Source organism: Catellatospora vulcania (assembly GCF_009720385.1).
GTDB classification, from domain to species: domain Bacteria; phylum Actinomycetota; class Actinomycetes; order Mycobacteriales; family Micromonosporaceae; genus Catellatospora; species Catellatospora vulcania.
Genome location: NZ_WARX01000001.1, coordinates 1,011,908 through 1,030,857 on the forward strand (window position 1 = coordinate 1,011,908; position 18,950 = coordinate 1,030,857).

General features: G+C 73.0%; 23 protein-coding genes. 11 read left to right on the forward strand and 12 right to left on the reverse strand.

The window, feature by feature from the left end; translation table 11 throughout:
• Positions 1–142: 142 nt before the first annotated feature.
• The gene (locus F6W97_RS23845) at positions 143–1,402 is read right to left on the reverse strand and encodes a phosphotransferase family protein (RefSeq protein ID WP_155372624.1); all 1,260 of its coding nucleotides are present in this window, start codon (positions 1,400–1,402) and stop codon (positions 143–145) included.
• 254 nt (positions 1,403–1,656) lie between these two features.
• Between F6W97_RS23845 and F6W97_RS23850 the strand changes: the two genes are divergently transcribed.
• Complete coding sequence (locus tag F6W97_RS23850) at positions 1,657–2,328, forward strand: FadR/GntR family transcriptional regulator (protein ID WP_155372625.1); 672 nt, start codon at positions 1,657–1,659, stop codon at positions 2,326–2,328.
• 3 nt (positions 2,329–2,331) lie between these two features.
• Here F6W97_RS23850 and F6W97_RS23855 read toward each other — a convergent pair whose 3' ends face one another.
• Complete coding sequence (locus F6W97_RS23855) at positions 2,332–2,862, reverse strand: hypothetical protein (protein ID WP_155372626.1); 531 nt, start codon at positions 2,860–2,862, stop codon at positions 2,332–2,334.
• 86 nt (positions 2,863–2,948) lie between these two features.
• Here F6W97_RS23855 and F6W97_RS23860 point away from each other — a divergent pair, with 86 nt between their 5' ends.
• Positions 2,949–3,830: a bile acid:sodium symporter family protein gene (locus tag F6W97_RS23860; protein ID WP_155372627.1), complete on the forward strand. Its 882-nt coding sequence runs from the start codon at positions 2,949–2,951 to the stop codon at positions 3,828–3,830.
• Between the two features lie 88 nt (positions 3,831–3,918).
• Here the strand turns inward: F6W97_RS23860 and F6W97_RS23865 are convergent, their stop codons facing one another.
• Positions 3,919–4,563, reverse strand: a complete 645-nt coding sequence (locus tag F6W97_RS23865) for a DJ-1/PfpI family protein (RefSeq protein ID WP_230686905.1) — start codon at positions 4,561–4,563, stop codon at positions 3,919–3,921.
• A 102-nt stretch (positions 4,564–4,665) separates the two neighbouring features.
• A complete protein-coding gene (locus F6W97_RS23870; protein WP_155372628.1) occupies positions 4,666–5,166 on the reverse strand; it encodes a MarR family winged helix-turn-helix transcriptional regulator in 501 nt (166 codons plus the stop codon).
• Positions 5,167–5,208: 42 nt separating this feature from the next.
• Here F6W97_RS23870 and pip point away from each other — a divergent pair, with 42 nt between their 5' ends.
• The 3 genes from pip to F6W97_RS23885 all read left to right on the forward strand — a co-directional run bounded on the left by pip (position 5,209) and on the right by F6W97_RS23885 (position 7,401).
• On the forward strand, positions 5,209–6,159 hold the full coding sequence (pip, locus tag F6W97_RS23875) for a prolyl aminopeptidase (RefSeq protein WP_155373089.1): 951 nt from the start codon (positions 5,209–5,211) through the stop codon (positions 6,157–6,159).
• A 190-nt stretch (positions 6,160–6,349) separates the two neighbouring features.
• The gene (locus tag F6W97_RS23880; RefSeq protein ID WP_155372629.1) at positions 6,350–6,937 is read left to right on the forward strand and encodes a TetR/AcrR family transcriptional regulator; all 588 of its coding nucleotides are present in this window, start codon (positions 6,350–6,352) and stop codon (positions 6,935–6,937) included.
• Complete coding sequence (locus F6W97_RS23885; RefSeq protein ID WP_230686906.1) at positions 6,934–7,401, forward strand: GNAT family N-acetyltransferase; 468 nt, start codon at positions 6,934–6,936, stop codon at positions 7,399–7,401. The genes F6W97_RS23880 and F6W97_RS23885 overlap by 4 nt, the downstream gene beginning before the upstream one ends.
• Positions 7,402–7,437: 36 nt before the next feature.
• Here the strand turns inward: F6W97_RS23885 and F6W97_RS23890 are convergent, their stop codons facing one another.
• Together F6W97_RS23890 and F6W97_RS23895 are read right to left on the reverse strand one after the other, a co-directional pair.
• Positions 7,438–8,211 (reverse strand): 2-phosphosulfolactate phosphatase, encoded by a 774-nt coding sequence (locus tag F6W97_RS23890; RefSeq protein ID WP_155372630.1) that lies wholly within the window; start codon positions 8,209–8,211, stop codon positions 7,438–7,440.
• An 86-nt stretch (positions 8,212–8,297) separates the two neighbouring features.
• Positions 8,298–9,119, reverse strand: a complete 822-nt coding sequence (locus tag F6W97_RS23895) for a hypothetical protein (protein ID WP_155372631.1) — start codon at positions 9,117–9,119, stop codon at positions 8,298–8,300.
• 169 nt (positions 9,120–9,288) lie between these two features.
• On the opposite strand from F6W97_RS23895, the gene F6W97_RS23900 reads away from it, so the two are divergent.
• Genes F6W97_RS23900 through F6W97_RS23910 form a run of 3 tightly spaced genes read left to right on the forward strand, consistent with a single transcriptional unit; the run spans position 9,289 to position 11,442 of the window.
• Positions 9,289–9,882 carry a winged helix-turn-helix domain-containing protein gene (locus tag F6W97_RS23900; protein ID WP_155372632.1) on the forward strand — a complete coding sequence of 198 codons (594 nt, stop codon included), beginning with the start codon at positions 9,289–9,291 and terminating at the stop codon, positions 9,880–9,882.
• Position 9,883: 1 nt separating this feature from the next.
• Entirely contained in the window at positions 9,884–10,627 is a 744-nt protein-coding gene (locus tag F6W97_RS23905) for an SRPBCC family protein (protein WP_155372633.1), read from the forward strand.
• Positions 10,628–10,647: 20 nt separating this feature from the next.
• Positions 10,648–11,442 carry an alpha/beta fold hydrolase gene (locus tag F6W97_RS23910; protein ID WP_155372634.1) on the forward strand — a complete coding sequence of 265 codons (795 nt, stop codon included), beginning with the start codon at positions 10,648–10,650 and terminating at the stop codon, positions 11,440–11,442.
• On the opposite strand, the gene F6W97_RS23915 is transcribed toward F6W97_RS23910, so the two are convergent.
• From F6W97_RS23915 to F6W97_RS23930, 4 genes are all read right to left on the reverse strand, one after another.
• Positions 11,439–11,969 (reverse strand): GNAT family N-acetyltransferase, encoded by a 531-nt coding sequence (locus tag F6W97_RS23915; protein WP_155372635.1) that lies wholly within the window; start codon positions 11,967–11,969, stop codon positions 11,439–11,441. The genes F6W97_RS23910 and F6W97_RS23915 overlap by 4 nt on opposite strands.
• Before the next feature lie 190 nt (positions 11,970–12,159).
• Positions 12,160–13,272 (reverse strand): LCP family protein, encoded by a 1,113-nt coding sequence (locus tag F6W97_RS23920; RefSeq protein WP_155372636.1) that lies wholly within the window; start codon positions 13,270–13,272, stop codon positions 12,160–12,162.
• A 41-nt stretch (positions 13,273–13,313) separates the two neighbouring features.
• Entirely contained in the window at positions 13,314–13,940 is a 627-nt protein-coding gene (locus F6W97_RS23925) for an FMN-binding negative transcriptional regulator (protein ID WP_155372637.1), read from the reverse strand.
• Positions 13,941–13,942: 2 nt separating this feature from the next.
• Complete coding sequence (locus F6W97_RS23930) at positions 13,943–14,830, reverse strand: DMT family transporter (protein ID WP_230686907.1); 888 nt, start codon at positions 14,828–14,830, stop codon at positions 13,943–13,945.
• A 49-nt stretch (positions 14,831–14,879) separates the two neighbouring features.
• On the opposite strand from F6W97_RS23930, the gene F6W97_RS23935 reads away from it, so the two are divergent.
• Positions 14,880–16,334 carry an aminotransferase-like domain-containing protein gene (locus tag F6W97_RS23935; protein WP_155372639.1) on the forward strand — a complete coding sequence of 485 codons (1,455 nt, stop codon included), beginning with the start codon at positions 14,880–14,882 and terminating at the stop codon, positions 16,332–16,334.
• 66 nt (positions 16,335–16,400) lie between these two features.
• Here F6W97_RS23935 and F6W97_RS23940 read toward each other — a convergent pair whose 3' ends face one another.
• Together F6W97_RS23940 and F6W97_RS23945 are read right to left on the reverse strand one after the other, a co-directional pair.
• Positions 16,401–16,847 carry a GNAT family N-acetyltransferase gene (locus tag F6W97_RS23940; protein ID WP_155372640.1) on the reverse strand — a complete coding sequence of 149 codons (447 nt, stop codon included), beginning with the start codon at positions 16,845–16,847 and terminating at the stop codon, positions 16,401–16,403.
• Positions 16,848–16,866: 19 nt separating this feature from the next.
• Entirely contained in the window at positions 16,867–17,337 is a 471-nt protein-coding gene (locus tag F6W97_RS23945; RefSeq protein ID WP_155372641.1) for an aminoacyl-tRNA deacylase, read from the reverse strand.
• A 143-nt stretch (positions 17,338–17,480) separates the two neighbouring features.
• Between F6W97_RS23945 and F6W97_RS23950 the strand changes: the two genes are divergently transcribed.
• Both F6W97_RS23950 and F6W97_RS23955 read left to right on the forward strand, forming a co-directional pair.
• The gene (locus tag F6W97_RS23950) at positions 17,481–18,278 is read left to right on the forward strand and encodes an alpha/beta hydrolase (protein WP_155372642.1); all 798 of its coding nucleotides are present in this window, start codon (positions 17,481–17,483) and stop codon (positions 18,276–18,278) included.
• Positions 18,279–18,309: 31 nt separating this feature from the next.
• A complete protein-coding gene (locus tag F6W97_RS23955) occupies positions 18,310–18,891 on the forward strand; it encodes a TetR/AcrR family transcriptional regulator (RefSeq protein ID WP_155373091.1) in 582 nt (193 codons plus the stop codon).
• Positions 18,892–18,950 lie beyond the last annotated feature (59 nt).

Genomic DNA, 18,950 nt, shown 5'->3' on the forward strand with positions numbered 1-18,950 from the left:
TCCTGCCGCATCGCCCGAACGCTCCGTGAGCCCTGTTCGGTTCCTTCGGGACCAGCCGGATGGGGCAAAGATCGCCTACTACCCGGATCATGACATCGGTCCGGGCCGTGCGCGCCGCCTTCCGCGGGAGCGGCCGAACAGGTCAGGCCGCCGCCTGCGCCAGCCAGTACGGCACGTCGTCGGCGTGGTACGGCCACTCCGACGGCTCGATGGCGTCGAGGAAACCGGCGTACGCGGCCGCGTTGCGCAACGCGACCAGCGGCTCGATCAGCACCACGGCCCGTTCGGGGTCGCAGCCGGGCACGGCCGCCCGCCACCGCGCGGCCCACTCCTGGCGCAGCGGCTCGGGGTCGTCGACGTGCTCGCACATACGCAGCAGGTCGATCGCCGGGTGCCCGATCACGGAGTCGCCCCAGTCGATGATGCTGAGCCGCTCGGCCGTGCCACGCACGTTGCCGGGGTGGAAGTCCCCGTGCACGAGCGTGTCCGGCAGCCCGCAGGCGGCCAGCTCGTCCAGCCGGTCGTCGAGCCCGGCCAGCAGTGCCGACAACCGCGGACCAGGTCCGCCGACGCCGGCCGCCCCGGACAGCTCCCCGGCGGCACGCGCCTGCTCGTTCGTCTGGTCGCCGGGTTCAGCCACCGGTGTGGACACGGCGGCGTGCGGTCCGGCGTCGCGGGCGACGACCGCGCGGAGGCGTTCGGCCAGGCGGGCCGACCGCTGGTCGGGCACGCCCAGAGCGAGCAGGTCGCCGACCCGCCCGGCCGCGGCGAGCTGCACGGCGTGCAGGTCGGCCAGCATGGTGAGCCGCTCCGCGGCGGGCGCGCCGTACCGGTCGGTGCCGGGCAGGTCGTCGAGCAGCACCCGGCCGCCGTCGGCGGCGATCGGGACGGGCGCGGTGCCGGGGGAGTGCTCGCCCAGCCAGCGCAGCACGGCGGCCTCGTGGGCGAAGAACGCGGGGACCTGCTTGAGCCATACCGGCGTGGTGTCGGTGTCCAGCCGCCAGATGGCGGACAGGTTCCAGGTCCGCTGCTGCGCGGCGGCCGTCACGGTCCGGCCCTGGGCGGCCAGCGCCTCGGTGGCCCAGGCGAGGCTGGCGGCGGGGCCGCCGACCTCGGCGTACGGCGCGCGGCGCGGGTGCGGCACGAGCGCGGCGGCGGCCGGGCGCAACGGGCCCGGATCCCCGGCGACCTCGGCGAGATAGGTGATTTTGCCCCCGGGAGGGGCCGGCTGGTCCGCGTGGAGCAGCCGCAGCACCGTCACGTCGACGCCGTGGTGTTCGCGGGCTCCGGCGACGACCTCGGCGACCTCCTGCCACCAGGGCAGTTCCACCTCGTACGGAGGCAGTGCCCCCAGTACGGCTCCGACCGGGTCCACCAGCACCAGCGTCACGACTCGTCCCACGCCGCGGACCCTACCGCCGCGCGACGCCGCACGTCGCCGGGTTTTAACCACGCATCCCCAGGTCGCAGGCTGTCACCGTTAGGAAGGGCACCTTCTATAACGCATAGCGATGTGAAGGTGCCCTTCCTTTCCTCGGGACGGGGGGTGTCCAATGGAGACGGCGACGCTGCTGTCGCGGCTGTCGGGACGGTGATCGCGAGCCTGTTCGGTGTTCGTGAGGACTCCCACCCCACCTTTCGCACCAGGAGCGCGCCATGGCACTGACCGACGAGGCCATCGAGAAGATCAAGGAGATGATCCTCTCGGGTGCGTTGCGCCCCGGCGACAAGCTGCCCAAGGAGGCCGACCTCGCCGAGCGGCTGGGGCTGTCCCGCAACTCGCTGCGCGAGGCCGTGCGCGCCCTGTCCCTGATCCGGGTCCTCGACGTCCGCCAGGGCGACGGCACGTACGTGACCAGCCTCGAACCCGGGCTGCTGCTGGAGGCGCTGACGTTCGTCGTCGACTTCCACCGCGACGACACGGTGCTGCAGTTCCTGGAGATGCGCCGCATCCTCGAACCCGCCGCCGCGGCGCTGGCGGCACAGCGGATGACCGAGGAGGACGTAGCCAAACTCGCCACGGTGGTCGAGGCGATCGGCCCCGACGCGTCCTTGGAGGAGCTGGTCGCCAACGACCTGGAGTTCCACCGGCTGATCGCGGCGGGCACCGGCAACGCGGTGCTGTGCTCGATCATCGACGGCATGTCCGGCCCGACCACCCGGGCCCGGATCTGGCGCGGCCTGACCCAGGACGGCGCCGTGGCACGCACCCGCGAGCAGCACCTGGCCATCCTCGACGCCATCACCGCCCGCCGCCCCGAGGTGGCCCAGTCCTGGGCCCTCATCCACGTCGCCGGCGTCGAGGAATGGCTCCGCCGCGCCCTCTGACCCCTAGCGGGTGAAGGCGTAGACCAGAGCGGCGAGGGCGCAGGCCAGCAGGCAGACGCCCGCGCCGACGCCGGTGGTCGCGCTCGGCGGGAGGCCGTGTCTGCGGGCCAGTGGGGTGGCGCCCGCCGCGACCAGGGTCATCGCCACGGCCAGCGGGAACAGGATCGGGCTCTGCAGCGGACCGGCCAGCGGGATGAAGTGCACGCCGACCACGAGGCACACCCACGGCGCGATCAGCTCGCGCTTGCCGCGCAGACCGAGCACGAGCGCGCCGCCCACCGCGGCGACGAGTTCGATCCCGACGATGATGCCGTACCTGCGCATCGCGCCCGGCTCGCTCAGCGCCGATCCGGCCGACCAGTGCTGCCAGGCCAGGATGCCGCCGATCACCGATACCAGCATGCTCACGCCACCGGCGATGCCGAGCCGCTTCTTCCAGGCGGCCGGTGGGGCCTCCTGCGCCCAGCCGAACCAGGCCGAGGCGAAGAAGCCGAAGATCAAAGCGGTCATCGCGGCATCGCGGGTGTAATTCATCGCGGGCTCCCCATGGGCGGGGAGTCTGCCACGTCGGCTGTCCGGCTGATGTGTCGCCGGTCACACGCCATGAAGAATCCTCGGCTATGGATTCAGTGCTGACCCAGGTGTTCCTGCCCGTCGCCCTCGGCATCGTGATGCTAGGCCTCGGCCTCGGGCTGACCGTCGCCGATTTCAAGCGGATCGCGGTGTACCCGAAGGCGGTGCTGGTGGCCCTGGTCTGCCAGGTGCTGCTGCTGCCCGCGGTGTGCTTCGGGCTGGTGGTGCTGCTCGACCTGGATCCGACGCTGGCGGCGGGCATGATGCTGCTGGCGGCGTCGCCCGGCGGCACCACCGCGAACCTCTACAGCCACCTGTTCGGCGGGAACGTGGCGCTCAACGTCACGCTGACCGCGGTGAACTCGGTGCTGGCCATCTTCACGCTGCCGCTGGTGGTGAACTTCGCGCTGAACCACTTCCTGGGCGGCACCGAGCAGATCGGCCTGCAGTTCGGCAAGTCGGTGCAGGTGTTCGCGATCGTGCTGATCCCGGTGGTGATCGGCATGTTCATCCGCAGCCGTTCGACCGACTTCGCCGAGCGGATGCAGCGGCCGGTGCGTTTCCTGTCCGTGGCGGTGCTGGTGCTGGTCATCATCGGCACGCTGGTGTCGGAGAAGGACAACATCGCCGCCTACTTCGCCGACGCGGGCCTGGTCGCGCTCCTGTTCAACGTGCTCAGCCTCGCCGTCGGCTACTTCCTGCCGCGCCTGGCCGGGCTCGACCGCGGGGATTCGGTCGCCGCCGCGATGGAGATCGGCATCCACAACGGAACGCTGGCCATCTTCATCGCCACCACGCTGCTGGCGAGCACGGCGCTGGCGGTGCCCGCCGCGGTGTACAGCATCATCATGTTCTTCACGGCCGCAGCCTTCGGCTACCTGGTCCGCCCCGCCCGGTCGGAGCGGCCCGAACCGGCGCTGGAGGGCTGAGGACGCCTGCCGGCGTCCTGCCCGGCAGGGCGCCGGCGGTCAGGCTCGTCCCCATGCCGCGCGCAGGGTAGGGGCGGCGGGCAACCGGTCAGGGCAGCGTCTCGGTACGCATCAGGTCGACGGCGAGCCGCACCGTCTGCGGCGAGGCGGTGCCCAGCGAGCCGGCCGCGTACGGCGGCTGTGGGTCGTACTCGATCGACAGCTGGACCGCCCCGGCGAGCGCCGGTCCGGCCAGGTGCGCCGCCAGGCGCAGCCCCATGTCGATGCCGGCGGACACCCCCGCAGCGGTCATCACGCGGTCGTTCTCGACCACGCGCTCGGACACGTACGTCGCGCCGTACCGGGCCAGGTAGTCCTTGGCGGCCCAGTGCGTGGTCGCGGTCTGGCCGCGCAGGATGCCCGCGGCCCCCAGCATCAGCGCCCCGGTGCAGACCGACGTGGTCCAGGTCGAGGTCACGTGCGCGGTACGGACCCAGTCGACGTACCCGGCGTCGGCGGCCGCGGCGAACGACCCCTGCAGCCCGCCCGGGATCACCACCACATCCGGCTCCCGCAGCTCGTCCATGGCCCGCTCGGCGACCATCGTCAGCGCCCCGGTGTCGGCCACCACCGCCCCGGCCTGCCTGCCCACGAAGACCACCCGCGTATCGGGCAACCGCGCCAGCACCTCATACGGCCCCACCGCATCCAGCGCCGTGAACCCCGGATAAAGCAGCACCGCCACGATCGTCACCTCCCCACTATCACCCGCCCACCCTCACTCCCGCCCCACTCCGACCCGACGATCTTGCGCGAACCGTGGGGGACACGCCCCTTCCGGGCAGCGGGCAACGGTTCACACAAGATCGTCGCGAGCTTCGGGGGAGGGAAGGCCGGCGTCGGCGATGCGGGCGCGGAAGGGGCGGCGGGTGAGGGCCGTGGCGAGTTCGGTGAGGAGGTCTGCCAGGGGGATGGAGAGTTCGGTGTCCAATGTGCGCATCGCGGCGGTGGTGGCCGACCACTCGGCGGTGACCACGGGCAGCAGGGCGCGGGCCTTGGCGGTGAGGGTGACCAGGCGCTGGCGTGCGTCGGCGCCGGGGGTGAGGTCGACCAGGCCGGCGCGGTTCATCTGGGCCACCGTCTGGCTTGCCGCGGAGTGGGTCACCCCGACGGCGCGGGCCAGGTCGCGGATCGGCATCGGGCCGCTCGCCAGCAGCGCGCGGACCACGGGGGAGTAGCGCGGGCGGTAGTCGGCCAGGCCGCGTTCGGCGTAAACCTTCGCGACATCGCCGTCGAGCAGTTCCAGCACGTGACGCAGCAGGGTGCCGACCGCTTCGCGCTCGGGGAGGTGGGCCATGCTAAAAATATAACAGCGCTGTTGTATTTCCCGGAGGTGGCCGTGTACCCGCAGACCGAGCCGTACGACAGCGGTTTGCTCGACGTCGGCGACGGCAACCGCGTGTACTGGGAGGTCTGCGGCAACCCCGCCGGCAAACCGGCGGTCGTGCTGCACGGCGGGCCCGGCTCAGGGGCGACCGCGGGCTGGCGGCGCTACTTCGACCCGGCCGCGTACCGGGTGGTGCTCGTGGACCAGCGCGGTTGCGGACGCAGTACGCCCAGCGCCGGTGACCCGGCCACCGACCTGGGCGTCAACACGACCCACCACCTGATCCGCGACCTCGAACAGCTGCGGGCACACCTGCGCATCGAGCGCTGGCTGGTGCTCGGCGTGTCCTGGGGCTGCACGCTGGGCCTGGCGTACGCGCAGCGCCACCCGTCCGCGGTCTCCGAGATGGTGCTGTTCAGCCTCACCAACACCACGCACGCCGAGGTCGACTGGGTGACCCGGCAGATGGGGCGCATCCTGCCGCAGGAGTGGGCCCGGTTCCGCGACGGGGTGCCCGAGGCCGACCGCGACGGGAACCTCGCCGCGGCGTATGCCCGGCTGCTGGCCGACCCGGACCTGGCCGTGCGTGACAAGGCGGCCCGGGACTGGTGCGCCTGGGAGGACCAGCACGTCGCCATCGCCACCGCATTCCAGGCCGACCCGCGCTACGACGACCCCGAGTTCCGGATGGTCTTCGCCCGGCTGGTCACCCACTACTGGGCCAACGCGGCGTTCCTGGCCGACGGCGAGCTGCAGGCCAACGCGGGCAGGCTGGCCGGCATCCCCGGCGTGCTGGTGCACGGGCGGCTCGACATCAGCGGCCCGGCCGACATCGCCTGGCGCCTCGCCCAGGCCTGGCCCGACGCCGAGCTGACCCTGGTCGACCGGGCCGGACACGGTTCGGGCGGCGGCATCGGCGAGGTCGTGCTCGCCGCCCTCGACCGCTTCGCGGCCCGCCGGTAGCCGGACCCCGGGCGCCCGCCAGATCACCCGACTTGCCTGGCACGTGGTCGAAAGCGAGCTCAAGATACGCCCATGAGCCAGGCAAGTCGGATGATCGAGGGGCGCTTCGCCCGAACCCTGGACAGGGTTCGGGCGAGGCTGATAGCGTAACGCGCGTTACGTAACGGCTGTGATGTAAAAGAGGTGCGGCGTGCCCCGGCTGGTGGACCACGACGAGCGACGCGAGCAGCTGTCCGCCGCCGTCTGGCAGGTGGTCAGCGAGCACGGGCTCGACGGGCTCACCCTGCGCGCGGTCGCCGACGCCGCGGACTGCACCACGGGTCGCGTCGCGCACTACTTCCGTGACAAGAACGCCCTGCTCACCCATGCCCGCGACGTCATGCACCGGCGCATGGCCGCGCGCATCGACGCCCTCGGCGGGTTCGACAGCCCTCGGGAGCGGCTGCGCGCCGTGCTACAGGAGGGCGTGCCGCTCGACGAGGAGCGGCGGCTGAACTCGACCATCTGGGCCTACTTCCTGATGGCGGCGCGCACCGATCCGGTGCTGCTGGCCGAGCACGTGGTCCGGCACGAGTCGTGGATCCGGCGGCTGACCGGGCTGCTGCGCGACGCGTACGGCGTACCCCCGGACGATCTTGAACTGCGGGCCCGCAACCTGGTCGCCCTGCTGGAGGGGCTGGCGCTGTGCGGGGTGGCCACGCCCGACCTGTATCCGCCGGACCTGCTGGTGCGGGCCGTCGACAACCATCTCGACCTGCTGCTGGGAGTGAGACGATGAGCACGGAGACCGCCACCATGGAGATCATCGAGGTGTCGCCGGCGGATCCGCGGCTGGCGCCGCTGGTCGGCGCGATGCGGGTCGAGCTGGACGCGCTCTACCCCGAGGAGATCGACTTCGAGCACCCGACCGTCCGGGAGGCGGCGCGGTTCCTGCTCGTGCTCGCGGGCGGGGCGGCTGTCGGGTGCTGCGCGGTGCAGCCGCTGGACGGCGGCGAGGCGGAGCTAAAGCGCATGTACGTCGTCCCGGCCTGGCGCGGCCGCGGCATCGCCCGGCGGCTGATGCCGGAAGCCGAAGCGTTGGCGGTGCGGGCGGGCGCGCGCCGGATGAAGCTGGAGACCGGAGTCCGGCAGCCGGAGGCGATCGCCGTGTACGAGCGGGCCGGGTTCACCCGCATCCCCAACTACCCGCCGTACGACCGGTGGGAGATGAGCGTCTGCTACGCCAAGCCGCTGCCGGCCTGACCGGGCGCCGTCTCGGCGGGCGCCTGACGATCCTGCTCAGCCGGACGTCTGGACCCGGAAGCTCGCACCCGACAGCACAGGCACCGACCGGCTCACGCCGACCTCGGCCGCGATCGCGACATCCTGCGGGTACCCGTACCCGATGAGCTCGCGGCCGCCGGCGCAGTCGTGCAGTGCCGCGGGCAACCGGCCGGCCACCCGCTGGTACGCGGCCGCGGCGGCCTCCGCCTCCGGCGACAGTGCGCCGAACCCCTGCCCATCCAGCGCGTCGACGAACGCCCCGGCGCCCCAGAGGTCCTCCACCGCGGGCCGCAGCGACTCGTCGGCCCGCCACCGCTCACCCGCCGCTACGACGGCCACCACCGCGTCGGGATCGTCGGACAGCCGGGCCGCCGTCCACGTCGCGGCGGCAGCGGCATTGCGCAGCGCCACCCCGATGACGGTCGCGCCTGCCTCGGCCAGGCGTTGCGCGATCGTCGAGCCGTTCGGCGACGGCAGTACCAGCCTGCTCACCCCGGACGCCCGCCGGATGGTCGCCGGCGACAGGCTAACCGGATGCTCCGCGCTCACCTGGGAGCGCCCGACGGCCAGCACCGCGTCATGCCGACGGGCGTGCTGCTGCGCGCTCGCATCGCGCCACCGGTACGGGAAGACCTCAATCCCCTGGTCGGCGGCGACGGTCAGCGCAGTGGTGAACGACAGCACGTCGACGACTGCCACGACACTCGCGCCCGCGCCGACGACGTCGGCGCCGCTCGGCCCCCAGTCGAAGCGCACCCGGTAACCGGCCTGGAGATACGGGTTGGTCATCAGCTGAGTCTGCCGCAGCCGCTGTGCCGACCGCTGCGCACACCTGCTTCGGTGGTTCCCGTGTCCTTCGCGCGGTGCTGCGGGGGTCAGGCGGGGCAGGGCTGGCGGTCGTGGCCGGCGGAGCGTTCGTGGGCGGGCAGGCCGATGTGGGCGGCGACGACACGTTCGGGCACGCCGTCGGCGAGACTGTCGGCCAGAGCGCGTTCGCGTACGGCGAGCAGGCGTTCGGTGTTGTGTTCCAGGACGCGGTCGAGCAGGGCCAGCTGGGCCAGCAGGCCGCTGTCGGCATCGGACGGCGGGCTCGCCGCGGCGGCCGCCAGCGCCGAGGTGACCTCGTCGGCGGTGACGCCGCCCAGCTCGGCCACGTCGAGCAGCGGCCAGCCGTGGTGGTGCGCCAGGATCGCGGCGAACAGGATGCGCGAGGCCTCGTTGGCGGCGCGGTAGCCGTCCACGAAACGCAGCCAGTGCGCGCAGTAGGCGAGCCGCTCGGTGGGATCCTCGGGCAGGTTCAGGTCGACCGGGGCCGCCGGGAGCAGGCGCAGCGCCTTGTCGTACGCCAGGGACAGCAGCTCGCGCAGCTGCGTCGCGACCAGCTGGCGTTCGGCCAGGTCGCGTTCGGTGCCGCCGTCGGCGGTCAGCCCGGTCCATTCCAGAATGACCGCGGCGCGCGGGGCGCAGGCGCGGTGGCCGCAGATGACCTCGGCGACGTCGGCGGCGGTCCAGTGCTCGCGGTGCACCAGGGACAGGGCTGCCTGGTCGCGGGCGACGAGGGCGCGGCGGTACTTGTGGCGCAGGTCCATGGTGAGGGTGCAGACGTCCAGCGCGCCTTCGGCGATCTCCTGACGCTCCAGAAGCGCGATCCGCCGGCTGAGTTCCGGCACGCTGATATCGGCGATCGGGTTCGTCATGCCACCGACGCTAACGTTGCGTAGCCGCGTGCTCTACGATCTGGTGATCTTTTGTGGGGTTTCTGACTGTCGCCGGATTGACGCCCCTGCGGAAAGTCACCTCTGCCCGGTTCGGCGGCCGGGCTGCCCGCGGCTTGACAAAAAAATTTGTCGGTAGCAGGATACGGACATGTTCGATGTAGCGGTGATCGACGACCCGGCGGCGGCCGAGGCCTCGCTGGACCCGATCCGGGCCCGGCTGCTGGCCGCCCTGGTCGAGCCCGGCTCGGCGACCTCGCTGGCGGCCAAGGTCGGCCAGCCCCGGCAGAAGGTGAACTACCACCTGCGCGAGCTGGAGCGGCACGGGCTGGTCGAGCTGATCGAGGAGCGGCGCAAGGGCAACGTCACCGAGCGCGTGCTGCAGGCCACCGCCGCGTCCTACGTCATCTCCCCGATCGCGCTGTCGGCCGTGCAGCCCGATCCGGGCCGCGCGCCCGACCGGTTGTCCGCGCGCTGGCTGCTGGCGTTGGCGGCCCGGCTGGTCCGCGACATCGGCGAGCTGCTGACCGGCGCGGCCAAGGCGAACAAGCGGCTGGCCACGTTCGCCATGGACGGCACGGTGCGCTTCGCCGGGCCGGCCGAGCGGTCCGCGTTCGCCGAGGAGCTGGCGAGCGCGGTCACCGCGCTGGTGAGCAAGTACCACGACGAGCAGGCCGAGGGCGGGCGCGAGCACCGGATCATCATCGCCGTGCACCCGAGCGTGACCCGGACCGAGGAGGGCTGACATGGGCAAGGACTTCGAGATCACCGAGGAGCTGCCGGTCGGGGCGACTCCGGAGCAGGTCTGGGACGCCATCGCGACCGGTCCGGGCATCGACTCGTGGTTCATGGGCCGCAACGAGGTGACACCCGGTCCGGGTGGCACGGTGAGCACTGCTTTCGGGGGGTACGCCCCGACGCTGCCGATCACCGCCTGGGAACCCGGACACCGCCTGGCGTACGGGGACGCCCCCGCCCCCGACGGCAGGTTCGTGGCGTACGAGTTCCTCATCGAGGGCCGCGCCGGCGGCAGCGCCGTGGTGCGTACGGTGACCAGCGGGTTCCTGCCCGGCGACGACTGGGCCGACGAGTTCGAGGCGATGGGCCTGGGCCTGGCGCTGTTCCACCGCACCCTTGCCGAGTACCTGACCTGGTTCCGCGGCCGCACCGCCACGCCGGTCACGGTGTTCGGCCCGCCGGTCGGCGACTGGCCGCAAGCCTGGCGGCTGCTGCACGGCGCGCTCGGCCTGGCGGACGCGCCGAAGCCCGGTGACGCGGCCGGGTTCACCGTCGACGGCGTCGCGCGCACCGGCGCCGTGTATCACGTCAGCGCCCACGCCCTGGCCGTGCGCACCCCGGACGCGCTGTACCGCTTCGTGCGCGGCTTCACCGGGTCCATGGTCGCCATGCACCACCTGTTCACCCCCACCGACGAATCCGCCGCCTGGCAGTCCTGGCTGGACACCCTCTACGCGCAGGGCCGGGCGTGATGACCCACAAGGAGCAACCCATGAACACCGTCGTCTCCGCGGACGGCACCGCGATCGCTTTCAGCAAGGTCGGGCAGGGCCCGGCGGTGATCCTGGTCGACGGGGCCATGTGCTACCGCGCCATGGGCCCGGCCGAGCCGCTGGCGAAGCTGCTGGCCGACAGCTACACCGTCTACACCTACGACCGGCGCGGCCGGGGCGACAGCGGCGACACCGCGCCGTACTCGGTCGAGCGGGAGGTCGAGGACCTCGACGCGCTGATCAAGGAGGCCGGGGGCAGCGCCTACGTGTACGGCATCTCCTCCGGCGCGGTGCTGGCCTGCGACGCCGCCGCGCGGCTGGGCGGGGTGCGCAAGCTCGCCGTGTACGAGCCGCCGTTCATCGTGGACGGCACGCACGCGGCCCGGCCCGACGACTACCTGGACAAGATGGACGCGATGATCGCGCAGGACCGCCGCGGCGACGCCGTCACGACGTTCATGAAGACGGTCGGGGTGCCCGGGTTCGTGGTCGCGATCATGAAGTTGACGCCGAACTTCAAGAAGCTCAAGGGTGTGGCGCACACGCTGCCGTACGACTTCCGGGTGCTCGGCGACACCGGTCGCGGCCAGGCGCTGGACGCCTCCCGCTGGGCGGGCGCGTCGCTCCCGGCGCTGGTCATGGACGGCGGCAAGAGCCCGGAGTACATGCGCAACGGGGCCAAGGCCCTGTCCCAGGCGCTGCCCAGCGCCGACTACCGGACCCTGCCGGGGCAGACGCACCTGCTCAAGCCGGAGGCGGTCGCGCCGGTGCTCAAGGAGTTCTTCGTCGGCTAGAGCTTCTTGACGAGCAGCTCGAATTCCAGGTCGTCGCGCTGCGGCAGGCCGAAGCGCTCGTCACCGTACGGGAAGGGGCTGGTCTGCCTGGTGCGTGAGTAACCACGGCGTTCGTACCAGGCGATCAGCTCGGACCGTACCGAGATCACGGTCATGTGCATCTCGGGCACGTCCCACTCGTCGGCGGCGAAACGCTCCGCCTCGGCGATCACGGTCTTGCCCAGGCCACCGCCCTGCAGCAGCGGGCGCACCGCGAACATGCCGAAGTAGGCGTAGCCGTCGCGGCGTTCCAGGTGGCAGCAGGCCAGCAGGTCCCCGCCGCGCTCGGCCAGCAGCACCACGCCGTCCGGGTCGGCGACCTGCGCGGCCACCGCTTCGGCGTCGGTGCGCTGACCCTGCAGGATGTCGGCCTCGGTGGTCCACCCGGCCCGGCTGCTGTCCCCGCGGTACGCCGACTCCACCAACGCCACGATCGCCGGCACGTCGTCCGGCCCCGCCGCGCGCACCGTCACCGCCTGCTCCACCATGTACCGATCCTCCCGGCCGCGCCCCGCCCACCGCGGGCGATGATCGCCCGCCAGGCTATCGCGCGCCCGACTGGCCCCGCTCGACCGCGCACCGCACGCTGCACCGCTGGTCACCACGCTTCGGGTGATGGGAAGGTGCCCTTCCTCTACGCATAGCGATAAGAAGGTGCCCTTCCTTCGTTCTCGGGGGTCAGCGGGTGTTGACGAGGGTGGGGTGGGTTTTGGTCCAGGTGTCTAGTTTGTCGGCGCGGAGGGCGGCGAAGTAGGTGGACTGGACGGCGTCGAGGCGTTCGCCGCGGTAGGCGCCGCCGCTGAAGACGCCGCCGCCGGGCAGGCCGACCAGGGTCAGGTTCGCGGGGCGGATGTTGCGCAGGGCGTACACGAACTCGCTGGGCTTGCGGCCGCGGCCGTCGAAGGTGAACGTGTCGCCGAGCGCGCTGAGCACGCTGTCGAGTCTGGTCGGGTCGGTGAGCAGGTCGGCGCTGAGCGCCTTGGTCAGCATCGCCTTGAGCAGCTGGCGCTGGTGGCGCTGGCGGGTGTAGTCGCCGCCGGGGACGTAACGCTGCCGCGCGTAGTCCAGCGCCTGCCAGCCGACCAGGTGCCGGGTGCCGACGTTGTAGGTCATCCGCGGGCCGGAGTAGCCGTGCGCGCAGCCGCGGCAGGTCGTGCGGTGCTCGCCGTCAGGGCGACGGTGGATGGAGACCACCTTCTGGTCCACGTAGACGTCGATGCCGCCGAGGGCGTTGACGAGCCGGATGTAGCCGTTGAACGAGATGACGGCCCCCGCGTCGAAGCGGGTGATGCCGGTGTACTTGCCCACCGTCTTGGCCAGCAGCTGGAAGCCCTGGGCGATGTTGTACTTCCCGCCGGGCATCCGCGCGCCGTAGGTCAGGGCGTGGGTGAGTTTGCTGCGTTCGCCGCGGAAGCGCGACGGCGCGAACGCCGGGATGTCCACGACCAGGTCCCGGGGCAGCGAGGTGAGGTACGCGCTGGTCAGGTCCTTGTTGACGTGCAGGATCAGCACCACGTCGCCGTGCGCGGGCGAGCCCTTCTGCTCCTCGCGCGTGTCGCGGCCGAGGATCAGCATGTTCAGCGGGCCCTTGATGTCCGCCCCGGCCGGGGGAGTGGGGCTGGCGCTGGGGCTCGGCGACGGCGACGGCTCCTCGCTCGGGCCGAACAGGTCGACCTGTGGGATCGCCGAGTCCACCCGGTCCTTGGCTACCTGGACCGCCGCGTACGCCGCGCCGCCGACCAGGGCCAGCACCACGCCGAGGATGATGAACAGCCGAGTCGACCTCGTCATGGGTGCGCTCCGGGGGTGTGCGCGGTCGGGGGCCCCGAACTCTAGTCCGTGGGCCGGGCCCGGTCCACGGCGTCGGCGGCGGCGTGCGCGCCGTCGGCATGCAGTCCGGCGACGACACCGTCCACATCGGCCGTGGAGCGGTTCTGGCTGAGCTTCCACTTGGCCTCCAGGCGCGAGATGCGCAGCTCGACACCGACGATCGCGCGCAGCTGGCCGGTGACGTACGCGGCCGGGGCGTCGTCGACCGACCACGGCTGCGGGCGGCGGCCCTCGTGCAGGTCGGTCAGCCGGCGCACCAGCGCGCCGGTCCAGGCCGGGTCGTCGTGCACGAGCAGCTCGCCGTACGCGTGCACGACGGTGTAGTTCCAGGTGGGCACCACCCGGCCGTGCTCGGCCTTGGCGGCGTACCACGACGGCGAGACGTAGGCGTCGGGGCCGCGCAGGATGGCCAGCGCCTCGCCGAGCACCGGGCGGCGCCACTGGTCGTTGTTGCGGGCCAGGTGGCCGAGCAGCGCGCCGTGCGGGCCGGCATCCGGGTCGAACACGAACGGCAGCGTGGTCGCGACGAGGCCCTCGGCGGTCGCGGTGACCAGGTCGGCGGCCCCGTGGCCGGTCAGCAGCTCGCGGACGGCGGCGGGGTCGGCGGCGAAGTGGGCGGGTGTGTACACGGTCAGGCCTTTCCGACGGCGGGTGCGGGCGCAGCGGCACGGGTGCGCTGGATCAGCACGACGCAGGCGAGCACGATCAGCGCGGCCCCGATCGAGGCAGGAGTCACCGTCTCACCCAGCAGCAGGGCCGACCAGGCCAGGGTGAGCACCGGCTGGGCGAGCTGGATCTGGCCGACCCGGGTGATGCCGCCCCTGGCCAGGCCCGCGTACCAGGCGAAGAAGCCCAGGAACATGGAGACCGCGGTGAGGTAGCCGAACGCGACCCAGTCGACGGTGTCGGCGTCCGGCGGGCGGACCAGGGCGGCGACGGCGGTGACGGGAACGGTGACCGGCAGGGAGACCAGCAGCGCCCAGCAGATGGTGCGCGCGCCGCCCAGCTCCCGCGACAGCTTGCCGCCCTCGGCGTAGCCGAGGCCGCACAGCACCACCGCGGCGAGCAGGAACAGGTCCGCGACGGACAGCGCCCCGCGGACCGCGCCGCTCGTGACCAGGAAGGTGAGCACGGCCAGCAGCCCGGCCGCGCCGGCGGCCCAGAACGCGGGCGGCGGGCGCTCGCCGGCGCGCAGCACCGCGAAGACCGCGGTCATGGCGGGCAGCACCGCGATGACGACGGCGCCGTGCGCGGCGGTCTGCGTCGTCAGCGCCAGCGAGGTGAACATCGGGAAGCCGACCACGACGCCCGCGGCGACGACGGCCAGCCGCCGCCACTGCGCCCGGGTGGGCCGGGGCGCGCCGGTGATCCGCAGGTACGCCCCGGCCAGCAGGGCCGCGCCGACGGCCCGGCCGAAGGCGACGAACCAGGGATCGAGGTGCTGCACGGCGATTCGGGTCATGGGCAGCGACAGGCTGAACGCGAGCACCCCCACCGCGCCCAGGGCCAGCCCCGTCACCCGATCCGCTGTTACCGTTTCCGGCGCGGTAGCGCTACTCTTGTCCGTCATGAGTAACGATAACGCAGCGATGCGCGTTATCCAAGATCTGCGCGGTCTCGCCGCCGTCGCGGGCCCTGGATCCCGGCTGCCGTCCGTACGGGAGCTGACCGCCCGGCACCAGGCCTCGCCGGTCACCGTCGCCGAGGCGGTCCGCCAGCTGGTGGCCCAGGGCGTGATCGAGGCGCGGCCCGGCAAGGGCACCTTCGTGGCCGTCCCGCCGGACGACCCCGGCGTGCCCGACCTGTCCTGGCAGACCGTCGCGCTCGGGGCCCGCCCACCCGGCGACGAGGAGATGCAGGCGTTACTGGCGTTGCCGCCCGCGGGCGCGCTCCTGCTGTCCGGCGGCTACCTCGAACCAGGCCTGCAGCCCGCTGCGGCGCTCGGCGCCGCGCTGACCCGCGCCGCCCGCCAGCCCGCATCGTGGCAGCGCGGCCCGGTCGAGGGGCGGGAGGACCTGCGGGCCTGGTTCGCCCGCGAGACAGGGGCCGGACTGCACGCCGACGACATGGTGATCTGCCCCGGCGGCCAGGCGGCGCTGTCGACCGCGCTGCGCGCCCTCAGCGCACCCGGCGACACGGTGCTCGTCGAGTCGCCCACCTACCTGGGCGCGCTGGCCGCCGCCCGCGCCGCCGGGTTGCGGGTGGTGCCGGTGCCGGCCGACGCCGACGGCGTACGCCCCGACCAGCTCGCCGCGGCCTTCGCCCGTACCGGCGCGCGCCTGTTCTACTGTCAGCCGCTCTACGCCAACCCGCACGGCGCGACCCTGGCCGGGCACCGCCGCGCCGAGGTCGCCGCGGCGGTGCGGGCCGCCGGGGCGTTCCTGATCGAGGACGACTACGCCCGCGACCTCACCATCGACGGCGAGGCCCCGCCGCCCCTGGCCGCCGACGACCCTGACGGCCACGTCGTCTACCTGCGCTCACTGACCAAGTCGGCCGCCCCGGGCCTGCGTGTCGCGGCCATCGGCGCCCGCGGCCCGGCCGGCGCGCGGCTGCGGGCGGCCCGCCTGCTCGACGACTTCTACGTCGCCGGCCCGCTGCAGCAGGCCGCCCTGGAGTTCGTCACCTCCCCGGCCTGGACCCGCCACCGGCGCGCCCTGCGCTCGGCACTGCGCGACCGCCGCGAGTCCCTGCTCGCCGCCCTGCGCCGCCACCTGCCCGAACTCGTGCCCCCGACCGTCCCCCGCGGCGGCCTGCACCTGTGGGCCCGCCTGCCCGACGGCACCGACGACGTCGCCCTCGCCACCGCCGCGGCAGCCGAAGGCGTCACCGTCTTCCCGGGCCGCCCCTGGTACGCCGCCGAACGCCCCGCCCCCCACCTGCGCCTCACCTTCGCCGCCGCCCCACCCGCCCACCACGACGAAGCCGTCACCCGCCTGGCCCGCGCCCTGAGGACAGGAAGGGCATCGTCGGCTCGCGTCAGCGAGACGAGCAGCATCGCCGCACATCGCTCCGCGTGGTAGACGGGCGCCTTGTCGACACGGCAGGCGCTCTGCCTGCGTCGATGCGCAAGTGCGGTAGCGGAGTGGCTAGAGCGCGAGCTTGAAGCCGTCGTGGCTGCGTTCGAAGCCGAGCGAGGCGTAGAAGCGGTGCGCCTCGGTGCGGCGCTTGTTGCTGGTCAGCTGCACCAGCGTGCAGCCGCGGTCGCGGGCGCGCGCGACCGCCCGGCCGATCAGGTCCCGGCCCAGGCCCGCACCGCGCCGGTCGGCCCGGATGCGCACCGCCTCCAGCAGCGCCCGCTCCTCACCCCGCCGGCCCAGCCCCGGGATGTACGTCGCCTGCACGCATCCCACGACCGTCCCGTCGTCCTCGACCAGCACCAGCATCTCGTTGCGCGGATCGGCGTCCACCGCCGCGAAGGCGCGTTCGTAGGTCGCGTCCACCACCATCGTCGCCGGATCGGCGACCCTGTCCTCATCGGCCAGCAGGGCGAGGATCGCGGGCAGGTCGGCGCGGACGGCGGTACGGAAGATCATGTCGCCGGTCCGGCAGAACTCACTTCGCCGCTTCCGGGTCGGTGACGTCGGCGAACGTGCCGTCGAGCCCGTGTACGGCACCGTCGGCGTCGACCGCGACGGCCAGCCCGTGCTCGCCCGCGCCGAGGGTTATCTCGCGTCCGCGCAGCCGCTCGTCAGCGATCACCGGCCACGGCTTGAGCGACCCGTACGGCGTGATCGTCCCGCGCTCGTACCCGGTGGCGGTCTTGGCCTCGCCCGCGTCCGGCATGGACAGCCGGGACACCCCGAGCAGCGCCCGCAGCTTCGGCCAGGAGATCACTCGGTCGCCGGGGACCAGCACGAACAGGAAGTCGTCGTCGCCGCGCCGGACCACGATCGTCTTCACCACGTCCGGGATCTCCACGCCGCGGGCGGCCGCCGCCTCGGCGAGGCTGCGCACCGGCCCGTGCCGGATCACGCGGTGGTCGAGTCCTGTGGAGGCGAGCGCGTCGAGCGCCGAACCGGTCATGCCCGCACCATATCCCGAGCGCAGTCGCCGTGACCCAGCTCATAGAACGACCGTTCTCCCTCCTCTTGAAACGCGCCCTCCGCCGGGCGTAGCGTCATACGTAGACAGAACGTTCTGTCTACTAGTAGAGGAGCTGACCGGCCATGACCGCCCCCGACACGATCGTGCTGATCCACGGCCTGTGGATGACCCCGCTGAGCTGGGAACACTGGATCGACCGCTACACCGAGGCGGGCTACCGGGTGCTCGCCCCGTCCTGGCCCGGCCTGGAGGGCGGCGTCGAGGCGCTGCGCCGGGACCCGTCGCCGCTGGCCGGACTGGGCGTCGGCGAGGTCGCCGACCACTACGAGCGCATCATCGGCGACCTGGGCACGCAGCCGATCATCATGGGCCACTCGTTCGGCGGCGCGCTGACGCAGATCCTGCTCGGCCGAGGCCTCGGCGCGGCCGGCGTGGCCATCAACTCCGGCCAGGTGCGCGGCGTGTACCGGCTGCCCTTCACGCAGCTCAAGGCGGCGTCGCCGGTGCTCGGCAACCCGGCCAACCGCAGCCGGGCCGTGCCGCTGTCGCCCGAGCAGTTCCATTACGCCTTCACCAACACGCTCACCGCCGAGCAGTCCCGGCAGGTGTACGACCGCTACCACGTCCCGGCCGCCGCGCGGGCCCTGTTCCAGGGCGCCTTCGCCAACTTCGACGCGAAGTCGCCGCTGGCGGTCGACGTGCGCCGTGTCGACCGCGCGCCGCTGCTGTTCGTCGCGGGCGGAGCCGACCACATCGTGCCCGCCTCGGTGAACCGCGCCAATCACCGCCTCTACCGGCACTCCGCCGCCATCACCGAATACCGCGAGTTCCCGGGTCGCAGCCACTACACCGTCGGGCAGGACGGCTGGCAGGAAGTGGCCGACCACGCCCTGGCCTGGGCCGTGCGCAACGCGCGCTGAGCGTGGTCCCTACCCTGGTCAGGTGACCGAGATGACGGTACGTCCTTCCGCGGCCCGCGAGCGCCTGCTCGCGGCCGCGGCACAGGTCTTCTACGCCGAGGGCATCCACGCGGTCGGCGTGGACCGGGTGATCGAGCAGGCGCAGGTCACCCGCGCCACCTTCTACCGCCACTTCCCCGGCAAGGACGACCTGGTCCGCGCGTACGTCGAGCACGCCGACGCGGCGATCCGCGCCCGCCTCGAAGCCGCCCTCGCGATCACCGGTGATCCGGTCGCACTGCTCGGGCTGCTCGTCGACGGCATCGGCGAGGACATCTGCGCCCCCGGTTTCCGGGGCTGCCCGTTCATCAACGCCGCCGCCGAGTTCCCCGACCCGGCCCACCCCGTGCACCAGGCGGTGGTCGCGCACCGCGCCTGGTTCCGGGCCGCGCTGGTCCAACTGCTGACCACCATGGCGTACGCGGACCCGCAGCTCGGCGCGGACACCCTGGTCATGCTGCGGGACGGGGCGATGGTCGCCGGTTACCTGGGCGCGCCCGCCGCGGCCCGGGACAACCTGCGTGCCGCCGTCGCCCGCCTGGTCGAGCCCGGCCCCGGTCGCGCCGCCCCGTGACGGCGCGGCCCGGGGCCGCCTCATGTCCTGCGGGACGGCCCGGCGCGCAGTCCGGGCCG